Annotated in this window: 12 protein-coding genes and 1 pseudogene; 2 read left to right on the forward strand and 11 right to left on the reverse strand. The window is 67.6% G+C overall.

Annotated features, from left to right (window positions below; genetic code table 11):
• Positions 1-202: 202 nt before the first annotated feature.
• The 6 genes from A2J02_RS12795 to rpe form a co-directional block, all read right to left on the reverse strand.
• A complete protein-coding gene (locus A2J02_RS12795) occupies positions 203-661 on the reverse strand; it encodes a PH domain-containing protein (RefSeq protein WP_068050542.1) in 459 nt (152 codons plus the stop codon).
• Positions 662-690: 29 nt separating this feature from the next.
• A complete protein-coding gene (gene ribH, locus A2J02_RS12800) occupies positions 691-1,188 on the reverse strand; it encodes a 6,7-dimethyl-8-ribityllumazine synthase (RefSeq protein WP_068050533.1) in 498 nt (165 codons plus the stop codon).
• Positions 1,185-2,474 carry a bifunctional 3,4-dihydroxy-2-butanone-4-phosphate synthase/GTP cyclohydrolase II gene (locus A2J02_RS12805; RefSeq protein WP_068050543.1) on the reverse strand — a complete coding sequence of 430 codons (1,290 nt, stop codon included), beginning with the start codon at positions 2,472-2,474 and terminating at the stop codon, positions 1,185-1,187. The genes ribH and A2J02_RS12805 overlap by 4 nt, the downstream gene beginning before the upstream one ends.
• Positions 2,475-2,560: 86 nt before the next feature.
• The gene (locus A2J02_RS12810; protein ID WP_068050534.1) at positions 2,561-3,172 is read right to left on the reverse strand and encodes a riboflavin synthase; all 612 of its coding nucleotides are present in this window, start codon (positions 3,170-3,172) and stop codon (positions 2,561-2,563) included.
• Entirely contained in the window at positions 3,173-4,204 is a 1,032-nt protein-coding gene (ribD, locus tag A2J02_RS12815) for a bifunctional diaminohydroxyphosphoribosylaminopyrimidine deaminase/5-amino-6-(5-phosphoribosylamino)uracil reductase RibD (RefSeq protein WP_068050535.1), read from the reverse strand.
• The gene (gene rpe / locus A2J02_RS12820) at positions 4,204-4,878 is read right to left on the reverse strand and encodes a ribulose-phosphate 3-epimerase (RefSeq protein WP_068050536.1); all 675 of its coding nucleotides are present in this window, start codon (positions 4,876-4,878) and stop codon (positions 4,204-4,206) included. The genes ribD and rpe overlap by 1 nt, the downstream gene beginning before the upstream one ends.
• 36 nt (positions 4,879-4,914) lie before the next feature.
• Between rpe and A2J02_RS12825 the strand changes: the two genes are divergently transcribed.
• Positions 4,915-5,304: an MmcQ/YjbR family DNA-binding protein gene (locus A2J02_RS12825; protein ID WP_068050537.1), complete on the forward strand. Its 390-nt coding sequence runs from the start codon at positions 4,915-4,917 to the stop codon at positions 5,302-5,304.
• Positions 5,305-5,321: 17 nt separating this feature from the next.
• On the opposite strand, the gene A2J02_RS12830 is transcribed toward A2J02_RS12825, so the two are convergent.
• The 3 genes from A2J02_RS12830 to A2J02_RS12840 all read right to left on the reverse strand — a co-directional run bounded on the left by A2J02_RS12830 (position 5,322) and on the right by A2J02_RS12840 (position 8,536).
• Positions 5,322-6,791 (reverse strand): RsmB/NOP family class I SAM-dependent RNA methyltransferase, encoded by a 1,470-nt coding sequence (locus A2J02_RS12830; RefSeq protein ID WP_068050538.1) that lies wholly within the window; start codon positions 6,789-6,791, stop codon positions 5,322-5,324.
• The gene (gene fmt, locus A2J02_RS12835) at positions 6,788-7,711 is read right to left on the reverse strand and encodes a methionyl-tRNA formyltransferase (RefSeq protein WP_068050539.1); all 924 of its coding nucleotides are present in this window, start codon (positions 7,709-7,711) and stop codon (positions 6,788-6,790) included. Before fmt ends, A2J02_RS12830 begins: the two co-directional genes overlap by 4 nt.
• A gap of 87 nt (positions 7,712-7,798) precedes the next feature.
• Complete coding sequence (locus tag A2J02_RS12840) at positions 7,799-8,536, reverse strand: PadR family transcriptional regulator (RefSeq protein ID WP_231893988.1); 738 nt, start codon at positions 8,534-8,536, stop codon at positions 7,799-7,801.
• A gap of 290 nt (positions 8,537-8,826) precedes the next feature.
• Between A2J02_RS12840 and A2J02_RS12845 the strand changes: the two genes are divergently transcribed.
• A complete protein-coding gene (locus A2J02_RS12845) occupies positions 8,827-10,575 on the forward strand; it encodes a diguanylate cyclase domain-containing protein (protein WP_068050540.1) in 1,749 nt (582 codons plus the stop codon).
• Here A2J02_RS12845 and A2J02_RS12850 read toward each other — a convergent pair.
• Together A2J02_RS12850 and A2J02_RS12855 are read right to left on the reverse strand one after the other, a co-directional pair.
• Positions 10,491-11,342, reverse strand: coding sequence for a cyclase family protein (locus A2J02_RS12850; protein WP_068050541.1), 852 nt, complete (start codon positions 11,340-11,342; stop codon positions 10,491-10,493). The genes A2J02_RS12845 and A2J02_RS12850 overlap by 85 nt on opposite strands.
• Positions 11,343-11,421: 79 nt before the next feature.
• Positions 11,422-12,620 (reverse strand): annotated as a pseudogene (locus A2J02_RS12855) (primosome assembly protein PriA); the annotation flags it as partial.

Below are 12,620 nucleotides of genomic sequence, written 5' to 3' on the forward strand. Positions count from 1 at the left end.
TTGAGCCGACTGCGGAGGCTTTTGGCCTTTCCTACGTAGACGACGCGACCGTGCGGATCGCGGAATTTGTACACCCCCGGCTCCACCGGGATGGTTCCGGTGGCCGGGCGGTAGGTAGCGGGGTCGGACACGGCAACCACGTTAGCCGTCGGGTCCGACGTTCTCCGCATCCGCAGCTCAGCTGTGGTGCGGAGTTCCGACGTCAGTCCCGATCGACCTCGATGTCCGGAACCGAGGCGGCGGGCGCGTACTTACGCTCGAGTGTGCGGAACTGTCTCACCGCCGCGACCGCGTGGTCACGATCGTTGGACTGGATGGCCATCACGTTGATGAACTCGTCGTCGGGAATGTCGACTCTGGCCCACATGGCTCCGTCCGGGAAGGACAGGCCACGCACCAGATCCCATTCGATGAGACGCTCCGACAACAGGTTCCGTACCGCGACACCGGCCGGCCCGACGCGAATGCGCGGGCGCGTCAGCACTAGCGCCAGGCCTCCCAGAAGGACTCCGATTCCCGCCATCGCGAGCTGGTCGGCGGTTCTGAAGTACACCCCGGTCGGCGACACTCGCAGCAGGACGGCGACGGTCGAGTGCGCCACCACGAGCAGTACCGCGGTCGCGATGGCGTAGCGGGCCGACTTACGCGACTTCACCACCATGTCCCACTCGGCGGACGGTGCGCTGCCGGTCACGTGAACTCCTGATTCGTCCAGGGTTGGCGGAGGTGCTTGAGAGTCAGCGCCGTGTCGATCGCGGCCGCCGTGGCCTGTGCGCCCTTGTCCTCGAACGAACCGGGCAGTCCGGCGCGATCGAGCGCCTGCTGCTCGTCGTTGGTGGTGAGCACGCCGTTGGTGACCGGAGTGCCCTCGTCGAGCGAGACACGCGTCAGCCCGGCCGTCACGGCGTCGCACACGTACTCGAAATGTGGTGTGCCGCCACGGATGACGACGCCGAGAGCGACGACGGCGTCGTGGTTGCGGGCCAGCGCCTGCGCGACGACGGGCAGTTCGATGGCTCCGGCGACACGGATGACCGTGACGTCCTCGATCCCCGCCGACTCGGCTTTGCGAAGTGCACCGTCGAGCAGCGCCTGGGAGATCTTCTGGTGCCATTGACCGGCCACGATCGCCAGCTTGAGATCACGCGCGCCTGCCAGCTGCAGGGTGGGTTCGCCTTCGCCGCTCATGATGTGGCCCCATTCTCGTGGGCGGGAGTGGAGCCTGCGGAATGACCATTTTCGAAGTCGTCGAGCCCGGTGAGGTCGTGGCCCATGCGGTCGCGCTTGGTGCGCAGGTAGGTGAGGTTCTCGGCGTTGGCGCGCAACGGCATCGGCACTCGCTCGGTCACGTGCAGTCCGTAGCCGTCGAGTCCCACTCGTTTGGCGGGGTTGTTGGTCAGCAGCCGCATCGAGGACACGCCGAGGTCGACGAGGATCTGGGCACCGATTCCGTAGTCGCGCGAGTCGGCGGGGAGTCCGAGCTGCAGGTTGGCGTCGACGGTGTCGGAGCCTGCGTCCTGGAGTTGGTAGGCCTGGAGCTTGTGCAGCAGACCGATGCCGCGACCTTCGTGTCCGCGCATGTACAGCACGATGCCGCGGTCCTCGGCGGCGACCATTTCCAGCGCCGCGTCGAGCTGTGGTCCGCAGTCGCAGCGCAGTGATCCGAACACGTCGCCGGTGAGGCATTCGGAGTGCACTCGAACGAGCACGTCGTTGCCGTCCCCGTCGGGGCCCGCGATGTCGCCGCGGACGAGCGCGACGTGTTCGACCTCGTCGTAGATGCTCTGGTAGCCGACGGCGCGGAAGGTGCCATGGCTGGTGGGGATTCGGGCGTCGGCGACGCGGACGACGTGCTTCTCGTGCTTGCGACGCCAGGCGATGAGGTCGGCGATGGAGATGAGAGCGAGGTCGTGTTCGTCGGCGAAGACGCGCAGTTCGTCGGTCTGTGCCATCGCGCCCTCGTCCTTCTGGCTGACGATTTCGCAGATGACGCCTGCAGGCCTCAGGTCTGCCATGCGGGCGAGGTCGACGGCCGCCTCGGTGTGGCCGGGGCGACGCAGCACTCCGCCGTCCTTGGCGCGCAGGGGTACGACGTGGCCCGGCCGGGTGAAGTCATTGGCTCCGGTGTCGGGATCGGCGAGCAGTCGCATCGTGGCCGCCCGGTCGGATGCCGAGATTCCGGTGCCGATGCCTTCGCGGGCGTCGACGGTGACGGTGTACGCGGTGCCGTGCTTGTCCTGATTGGTGGCGAACATCGGTGGCAGGCCGAGCCGGTCGCAGTCCTCACCGGAGAGCGGAACGCAGAGGTAACCGGAGGTGTAGCGGACCATGAAGGCGACCAGTTCCGGTGTGGCCTTCTCGGCGGCGAAGATGAGGTCGCCTTCGTTCTCGCGGTCCTCGTCGTCGACGACCACCACTGCTTTGCCCGCAGCGATGTCCGCAACTGCGCGCTCGATACTGTCGAACCTGGTCACCACGGTGTGCTCCATACGTCTCGGGCCTGGCTCAGCGCCCTGGAAATTCTCCGATGCACCATCGATTGCGTGCACGTCAACAGTACTTACTGTGCGTCGATCGTCTGCAGCCGCTCCACGTACTTGGCGATGACGTCGACTTCGAGGTTGACCGGCGTTCCGACCTCGGCCGTGCCGAGAGTGGTCAGCTCGAGGGTGGTGGGGATCAGGGAGATCTCGAACCAGTGCGCACCGTCGTCGGCACCGAGTCCGGAGACGGTGAGCGAGACGCCGTCGACGGTGATCGAGCCCTTCTCGACGACGTAGCGTGCGACCGAGGTGGGCAGTGCGATGCGCACGACCGTCCAGTTCTCCGACGGGGACCGGCTAATGATGGTCCCGGTGCCGTCCACATGGCCCTGCACCAGGTGCCCACCGAGACGGCTGCCGAGCGCGGCTGCCCGCTCAAGGTTGACGCGGCTGCCCACATCGAGGGCGCCGAGGCTCGAGCGGTTCAGAGTTTCCTGCATGACGTCGGCGGTGAATCCGCCGTCGGGCAGCACCTCGACGACGGTCAGGCAGACGCCGTTCACCGCGATGGAGTCGCCGTGGCCTGCATCCGAGGTCACCACCGGTCCGCGGACGGTGAACCGCGCGGCGTCGGGAAGTTCGTCCTTGGCCACGATCTCGCCGAGCTCTTCGACAATTCCGGTGAACATCTACTTCGCTCCTTCGGGCACGACGCCGATCAGAATGTCGTTGCCGATCATGGTGACTGTCTCCGTGCGGAACCGAATTGCGTCGGCAATTGTTCCGATACCCGCATTCTCCACCGCTGCGGGCCCGCTGCCCAACACGGCCGGCGCGACGTACGCCACGACGCGGTTCACGAGCCCGGCGGCGAGGAACGCTCCGGCCAACGTCGGACCGCCTTCGAGCTGGATGTCGGTGTGCTCGTGCAGAGCGTCGATCACGGCGGCGGGGTCGTGTGTGTCCAGGAACACGGTGGTTGCGTCGGATCCACGGATTGCCGCGGTCGACGGAATCGGCCGAGATCCGACGACGACGCGGACGGGCTGGTGGGGCGCAAGGGTCCCGTCGGGACGTCGTGCGGTCAGGCGCGGGTCGTCGGCCAGTACGGTGCCGGTTCCCACCACGATGGCGTCGAGCTTGGCCCGTTCGGCGTGGACGTGCGCCCGGGACTGCGGTCCGGTGATCCACTGGCTCGTGCCGTCCGCCGCCGCGCTACGTCCGTCGAGGGTGGCGGCATACTTCCACGTCACGTGCGGCCGCCCGGTGCGTTGCTTGTGCAACCAGGCTCGCAGCGGACCCTGCCGCACCTCGGTCTCGCCGGTCCCCTGTTCGACGCGAATGCCCGCCGCGCGCAGGGTGTCTCCGCCGCCCGATGCGAGCGGATTCGGATCTGCGACGGCATGCACGACTGCGGCGATGCCCGCCGCGATCAGGGCCTGTGAGCACGGTCCGGTGCGGCCGGTGTGGTTGCAGGGTTCGAGGGTCACCACCGCGGTACCGCCGCGAGCTCGGTCCCCGGCCTCGGCCAGCGCGACGATCTCGGCGTGTGGTCCGCCGGGCGGGCGAGTCGAACCGATGCCGACGACGATGCCGTCGGCATCGAGGATCACCGCGCCGACCGGGGGGTTGGGACTGCTGATGCCCCGGGCGGCTTCGGATGCCTCGACGGCGAGGGCCATGGCGTCCGCGACGGACAGTGTTGCGCCCTGGCCGTTCATTACGACAGGTGATGTGATGCGCGGGCGGCGCGGGCACGGAGGTCGCGCACGGCGACCGCGGGGTCGGCGGTGTTGTAGACGGCCGATCCGGCCACGAAACAGTCGATTCCGGCCTCCGCGGCCTGCTCGATCGTATCGGAGTTGATGCCGCCGTCGATTTCCACTATCAGCCGGAGATCACCGGAATCGACAAGTGCCCGAACAGCTTTCGCCTTGGAGAGCACCTCGGGCATGAACGACTGTCCGCCGAAGCCCGGCTCCACGCTCATCACCAGCAGGGTGTCGAAGTCGCGCAGGATCTCGAGGTACGGCTCGATGGGTGTTCCCGGCTTGACGGACAGGCCTGCTTTCGCGCCCGCGGCGCGGATGTCGCGTGCCACTGCGGACGGGTCGTCGGTTGCCTCGGCATGGAAGGTGACGTTGTACGCCCCGGCCTCGGCGTAGGGCGGAGCCCAGCGGGCCGGGTCCTCGATCATCAGGTGGCAGTCGAGGGGGATGTTCGTCGCCTTCAGCAAGCTCTCCACGACCGGCAGACCCAGGGTGAGGTTCGGCACGAAGTGCGCGTCCATGACGTCGACGTGCAGCCAGTCGGCTCCGGCCACCGCCTCGGCTTCGGCAGCCAGACGAGCGAAATCAGCGGACAGGATCGAGGGGGCAATCATCGGGGAAACCACGATTGACGAGCCTAGCCCAGCCGGTATCGTTCGCCCATGACCACCATGGATTACGCGGCGACGGTGATCGCCGAGTTGCCCGAGGTCACCGAGGGTGTACGGTACGGCCATCCGGCATGGTCGGTGGGCAAGAACGTCTTCGCGTGGATTCGGCCGTTCAGCAAGGCCGATCTGAAGCGGTTCGGCAGCGAGATTCCGCCCAGCGGGCCGATCCTCGCGGTCCGCACCGCTGATCCGAACGAAAAGGAAGCCATCCTCGCCGCCCACCCGCGGGCGTGCTTCACCATCCCGCATTTCGACGGGTTCGCCGCCGTTCTGGTCGACATCGACAACACCGGCGACGACGAACTGCGAGAACTGATCGTCGACGGCTGGCTGGTCTACGCCCCGAAGGATGTGGCCGAGACGTTCCTGGCCGGCGACTGATCACATCGGCATGCTGTTTACATCGGTTTACGCAGCGCCGCCATGAACATCGCGTCCGTACCGTGTCGGTGCGGCCACAGTTGCACCGACGTGCCGTCTCCGAGTTGTGGGACACCCGGCACCAGCTCACGGGTATCGAGCGGCTCGACGCCGTAGCGGCGGATCGCGTCGGCGACGACGGCCGTGGTTTCGGACAGATGCGGCGAGCAGGTCGAGTACAGCACCACTCCACCGGGGCGAACCAGCTGTATTGCCGCTGCCAGCAGTTCTTTCTGCAGAGTCACGAGCGCCGCCACGTCGGAAGGTTGTCGACGCCAGCGTGCTTCGGGCCTGCGTCGCAGGGCACCGAGTCCGGTGCACGGCGCATCGACGAGCACTCGGTCGTAGCCGCCGTCGAGTCCGGACGCTCGACCGTCGACGGTGTGCACCGTCACCGGAAGATCTTTCGTCGTCTTCGACACCAGATCGGCTCGGTGCGGGGTCGGTTCGACGGCGTCGACCGTGGCACCGTCGATTTCGGCGATGGCACCGATCAGGGCAGCTTTACCGCCCGGTCCGGCGCACAGGTCCAGCCACCGGCCACCGTCCTCGCCGACGAGCGGTGCCAGGGTGAGCGCCCGGCCGACGAGTTGACTGCCTTCGTCCTGCACTCCGGCCAACCCGTCACGGACGGCGTCGATCTTGCCGGGATCACCGCCGTCGAGGTGCAAGGCATACGGCGAATAGGGCCCCTCTTCTCCCCCGGTGATCAGCGCCAGTTCTTCGGCGGAGATCTCTCCGGGCCGGGCGACCAGGTGCACCGAGGGGCGCGCGTCGTCGGCCTCGAGGACGGCGGCGAGTTCACCGGCGTCGGCACCGAGTGCATCGGCGAAGGCCTGCGCGATCCACGTGGGATGCGCGTACTCGAACGCGAGGTGGCCGACGGGATCGACCCCCGCCTCGGGCGCAAGTTCGTCGACCCACTGCGCCGCCGTGCGTTCGGACACGCGCCGCAACACGGCGTTGACGAAACCTGCTTTGCCGGAACCGAATTCGGACCGAGCCAGGTCCACCGACGTGGCGACGGCGGCGTGAGGAGCCACCCGTGTACGCAGCAGTTGGTACGAGCCGAGCCGCAGAATGTCGAGTAGTGGTCCGTCGATCTCGGCGGCGGGCCGACCGGCGGCGTGGGCGATCACCGCGTCGAGCACACCACGAGCTCGGGACGCGCCGTACGCGAGTTCGGTGGCCAGTGCCGCGTCGCGTGAGTCGAGCTTGCGCTCTCGCAGCAAACCGGGCAGCACCAGGTTGGCGTAGGCATCCCGCTCGCGCACGGCCTTCAGCACATCCCTGGCCGCGCGACGGGCCGGGTCGATCGCGTCGACGGCACGGGGTCCCCCGCCCTGCGGGGGCCGGTTTCCCTTCGGACCACGCGCACCGGGCGACTTCTTGGTGGTCTTTCGGGCCGGACTCGACTCGCGCTTTCGAGGCCTGTCGGGTTCTGTCATCGCGCTACCGCCGTATCGTCCAGCCGAGCGCCGCGCGCCCAGTCGAGTGCCTTCATGAGCTTCTTGCCCTGCGGTTGAACTTCGCCGAGAACCACTGCCGTCGTACCTGTTCCGATGTGCACCCCGGACTTGCGCACCTCGATCGAACCCGGCGCGAGCGTGTCCTCGGAGTGCTGAACCGGTGAGATCTTGACGCGGAGTTCACCGATCGTCGTCCATGCGCCCGGTGCGGGGGTCACCGATCTGATGTGCCGATCGACGAATGCAGCAGACCGCGTCCAGTCGATGCGTGCGGCGTCGACGCTGACCTTGCTCGCGTAGGAGATCCCGTCCTCGGGCTGCGGATGCGCCGATGCCGTCCCGTCCTCGATCGCGTCGAGGGTGGCAGCGAGTAGGTCTGCTCCGCTCGACGCCAGCCGGGTGAGCAGGTCCCCCGTCGTGTCGGTTGCGCGTACCCGCTCGGTGACGACGCCGAGTACCGGGCCGGTGTCCATTCCCGCGTCGAGCAGGAAGGTGGAGGCACCGGTGATCTCGTCGCCTGCGGCGATGGCGGCCTGTACCGGCGCGGCACCTCGCCATGCGGGCAGCAACGAGAAGTGCAGATTGATCCAGCCGAAGCGAGGGATGTCCAGCACCGGCTGCGGCAGCAGTGCCCCGTACGCGCCCACCGGACACAGGCCGGGTGCGAGTTCGGTGAGCTGTGAGACGAAATCCGGATCCGCGGGCTTCGCGGGTGTGAACACGGGGATTCCGTGCTCGTCGGCCAGCTGCCCGACCGGTGACCGCATCGTCTTGCGACCTCTACCGGCAGCGGCGTCGGGCCGAGTCACCACGGCGATCACCTCGTGGCGTTCGGACTCGAGCAGTGCCCGCAGCGACGGGACCGCGGGCTCCGGTGTACCGGCAAAGACGACGCGCACTCGAGCAACTCCCTGGGATGGACGAAAGGATCTCGGGTGTCCATCCTAGGGAGTCGCAAGCACTGCGGACGATTCCGCACCTGCCGGTCACGGCGCGTCGGGGGCGTCGACCGTGTCGTCGGGATCTCGATAGGTCGAACCGTCCTCGGCGAGTATCCGATACAGCGACCTGCGGGCTTCGGTGAGAATCTCGGCGGCCTGCTCCACCTGTTTCGGTGTGCCCACTCCGGCGACCTGACCGGCTGCGCCCATCAACTGGCCGATGAGCGCCCGAAGATCCCGGGCGTCGACTCCGACGGACTCTGCCACGTCGTCCCACGGGCTGCCCAGGTCGGCACGATGGGCCTCGATGTGCGTTCGACCCTCGTCGGTCAGTGCAGCGGTCTTGCGGCCGGCCACCTTGTCGATGAGGACCAGGCCCTCGTCTTCGAGTTGCGACAGGGCCGGATAGATGGAGCCAGGACTCGGCTTCCAGGTGCCGTTGCTCTTCTCGGCGATCTGCTGGATCAGTTCGTATCCGTGCATCGGACGTTCCTCGAGCAGCAGGAGGATTGCAGCGCGCACGTCCCCGCGACGCCCTCGCCCTCCCCGACCGCGACCTCGACCGAAATCTGCGTTCGGCCCGAAACCACCGGGACCGAAACCACCGGGACCGAAGCCGGGGCGCATGCCTTCCGGTCCTCGTCCGAACGACCCACCGGCACCGTGCCTGCTCCGTTCACCGTGGCCTCTCCTGCCGCGGCCGCGCTCTCGTGGACCGTGATCGTCCGACGGGCCGCGGTCCTCGCTCTGCGCGACCCACATCTGGAACGGCGCGCCACGCATGTGTCGACGTGCTCCTGCGCGACGTCCGAATTCGTGTGCGAAACCCTCGAATGCGTAATTCATGTCGTACTCCTTCGTATCGATTGATACGTCGACGATATATCGACAATAGATCTTTGGCAAGGTCCAGAGGCAACCTCCACGTTTCCCGACTCCGAGGAACGCGCCCTGGACGGCTCTCGCTCGCTAGGATGACGCGGTCGGTACGAGCTCTCGTCCAACGGACCGAAACAGCGGCCGGCTCTACCGCGCTCGCGCAACCACGCTCGCGCACCAACGAGGGAGGCCGTGTGGCCGGATCGACGAGGCGACGCGTGACCGTCGTGCTCGGATGCGTCCTCGCCATCGTCCTGCTCGCCGGCTCCAACGTTCTCGGCCAACGAACCTCCGTACTGATCGACGACATCGCACAGCTCGCGGGAGGTATCACGGCGACGATCGTCTGCTGGCGGACGGCGTCGAGAAGAACGGGCACCGAACGGCAGTGGCGCGTTCTGATGGCCGCCGGAATGGCCTGCTGGAGTGCAGGCATGGCGGTCTGGGCCTTCTATCGATCCGCTCTCGGCATGCCGCTGCCGCCCGCGTCCGTCGCCGACGTCGGATTCTTTCTCTTCCCGATCCTCGCCGTGCCTGCCCTGCTGGCCTTCGTCGGCCCGTCGCCCTGGCGGGCTGCCTCCAGTGCACGCCATGTCTGGGTGATGTCGTTGCTCGACGGGGCCGTCGTCGTCGGGTCGCTCTTCGTTCTCTCCTGGGCAACCGTGCTCGGCGCGGTCGTGCATTCGTCGGAATCCGACTCGATCGAGTTCCTGGTGGCGATCATGTACCCCATCACCGACCTGGTACTCGTGGCCATGATCGTGCTGCTCGCCGTGATCCCGAGGATCGCCGCGCGATATCGGACGCAGCTCACCCTGCTCGGCGCCGGAATCCTGATGATGGCGATATCCGACAGCATCTATGCGTATCTCGTCGCCACCGGTGCGGACTTCATGCCGGTTCTGACCGACGGCGGATTCATCGCAGGCACAGCGCTCATCGCTCTCGCGGCTGCTGCCCCGAGGACCGTGGACGACAACCCGGCACCGCGTGACTCGTCGACACACAGCTCGTCGCTGTACGGATCGTCGCTGCACGAATCGAAGCCCACCGAGTCGGACTGCACCGAGGCCGTCACCGGCGCGAGAACGCAATTGCTGTTGCCGTACGCACTCATGGGTGCGATAGGGATCGTGTTGGCGATACTGCGGGTGCAGACCGGAGAGCTGGACTCGACCGTGGTGATACTCGGGGTTGCAGTGGTGTTGCTCTCACTCGTTCGCCAGGTGATCACCCTGGTGCAGAACGACAATCTGCTGCGAAGCCTGACTCGGGCGCAGGCCGAGTTGACGTACCGCGCGCATCACGACGGGTTGACCGGATTGCTCAACCGGTCGTCGTTCGACGAACACCTTCGAGCGGCGGTGCACGACGCCCGAGCGGGCCGAGGCCGCGCCGTCCTGCTGCTGATCGACCTCGACGACTTCAAGAGCGTCAACGACAGATTCGGACACGGCGGCGGCGACCGACTACTGGTCGAACTCGCACGCCGCCTCGAGCGATGCGTCGTGGACGGAGTGGTGGCCCGCTTCGGCGGCGACGAGTTCACCGCCCTGGTGTACGCCGACCTGGATGCCGGTCGCGAGACGGCGGTCCGCATCGCCGAGACGATGCGGACCGCCCACGAGATCGACGGCCATTCGGTGTCGGTCGGCGTGTGCGTGGGCGTGGTGCAGATCGGTCAGCTCGACCGCACACCCCACGACACCACGAGCATGGCCGGCTCCGACACCGCCGACGAGGACGAGCTGATGCGGCTGGCCGATCGAGCGATGTACGAGGCCAAACGCGAGGGCAAGGCCGGCATCTACGCCTACGACACCGCGGGTGCACTCACCGCGGTGCCGAGCACCTCCGATCAGGCGACCCTGGGGACCAGGCCGAAAATGGTTGCAGGTGAACCGGATCCGGCTCGGTTGATCGGGCCGCCGACCAGAACGTAGGCACCCGTGGTCGGAATCGACTCCAGATTGGTCAGGTTCTCCAGACTGATCCGACGCCGGTCGTAGAGCTTGACCGACACCGGATAGGTGTCGTCGTTGCCCAGATCGGGTCCAAAGGTGTCGGTGCCGAGGGCACCTCTGTCGGCTAGCCTGCCCGTGTCGATCAACCACTGCGCTGCTTCCGGAGAGAACCCGGGTTGGTGCGTCACACCGTCCGCGTCCGCGTTGGCGTACGCATCGGTCCCCCAGCGTGACGCCCATCCCGTCCACAGAACGACAGCCGCCCCTGGTGGAATGGCACCGTTGACTGCTTCCCAGTTCTGCAGGTCGGCCACGGTCACGGCGTAGTCGGCGTCGGCCGCCGCCCGATCACGAATGTCGATCTTCACCGCGGGCAGAAACAGATCCTCCGGATCGAGCTGGTCGGCGGTCAGGCCACCTTCCTGGAAGTGCGCGGGTGCGCCCCAGTGCGTGCCGGTGTGCTCGCCCTCCTTGACGTACTGGAGGTAGAAGCCGTCGTCTGCGACGGTGAACGCCGTCTCGAGCGAGAATTCGGGATCGCCGGGAAAGATCGGAGTGAGCGCCGGATCGTTGATGTGCGACAGGGACACGATCCGGAGCATTCGGTCCAACGGAACGGCCGGTGTCGGTGGCTGCGCCGAGCCGGTACCCGGCAGGGCGTCGGCGGTGGCAGGTGCGGCCAGACGGGCACCGATCACCACTGCCAAACCTGTTGTCGCACGGCGAAAGAGCTGCCTTCTCTTCATGTCCCCGACCCACCTTTCATCGGCGCCCCGTGCGCCGCCCCGAGGCAACCCTAGGCCACGTCGAGCCGGGACGGCGGAATCAGCCGATTCGAATCGGGTCTATCTGGACCCGCACTCCGCCGCCGAGTTTCTTGGCACTGCGCGATGCCTGCGCGGTGGCCAGTGCCCGCGCCAACGCCGCCCCGGTGCTGCGCGGCACGCGTATCAACAACCGCTGCACATCACCGGGAAGTGCGTCCTCACCGCCGCCCGCCGGCGCCCGTTGGCCGTCCGGCAGATCGACCGGTCCGAGTATTTCCACCGACTCGGGCAGATCTGCGCTCTCCACCAGCGCGGTGATCGCATCGGTGGTTCCGTCGACGGCCGCAACGTGCACGGCGGGCGGGAACCGTACCTCCACTCGTTCGTCCAACTGACTTCTGGCGTGCCACAGCGGGTCCCAGCGAACCAGTGCCTGCACCGTGGGTATCTCGGACTCGGCGACGACGACCACTCGGCCGCCTGCCGTGCCCGGCCGAACCAAGGCGGCAGCGGTCATCCACCGACGCAGCGTCTCCTCGGCCGCACGCAGGTCTGCCCGGCCGAGCAGGGCCCAGCCGTCCAGCAAGAGGGCCGCGCCGTATCCACCGTCGACCGTCGGCTCGGCACCGACGGTGGACACGACCAGACCGGCACCGGGTCGGACGGCGTCGAGCACGGCGGCGCCTCCCGAGTTGTGAACCGGTACTCCGGGAAATGCCCGTCCGAGTTCCTCGGCGGTGCGGCCCGCGCCGATCACGACCGCACGCAGGTTGCGCGATCCGCATACCGTGCACCGATGCGCGGTGTCTGCGATTCCACACCACGAGCACGTCGGACTGCCTGCTCCGTCGCTCCCCGGGGCCGACGGCAGCGCCAACGGACCGTTGCACCGGCGACACCGAGCCGGATGTCGACACTTCGCACACGCCAGTGACGGCACGTAGCCCCCGCGCGGAACCTGAACCAGCACAGGAGAATCGGCCTTCAGTGCGGCCCGAGCCGCCTCGAACGCGATCGCGGGCAACCGGGCGACACGGGCTGCCGGATCCCGCGCGAGCGCATGGTCCGAGTCGGCCAAGGCCACCACGTGGGGTTGACGCTCACGGACAAGCTCACGAGGAGCCACCAGGTCGTGTGCCCAACCGGAATCCACGAGAGCTTCCGCCTCCGCAGTCCGCGCATGTCCGCCGATGACCACCGCGGCTGCGGACACGTGCGCTCGCAGCAACGCCACTTCTCGGGCATGCGGATACGGCG

This window comes from Rhodococcus sp. EPR-147 (assembly GCF_001647185.1).
In the GTDB taxonomy this organism is placed as follows: Bacteria; Actinomycetota; Actinomycetes; order Mycobacteriales; family Mycobacteriaceae; genus Rhodococcoides.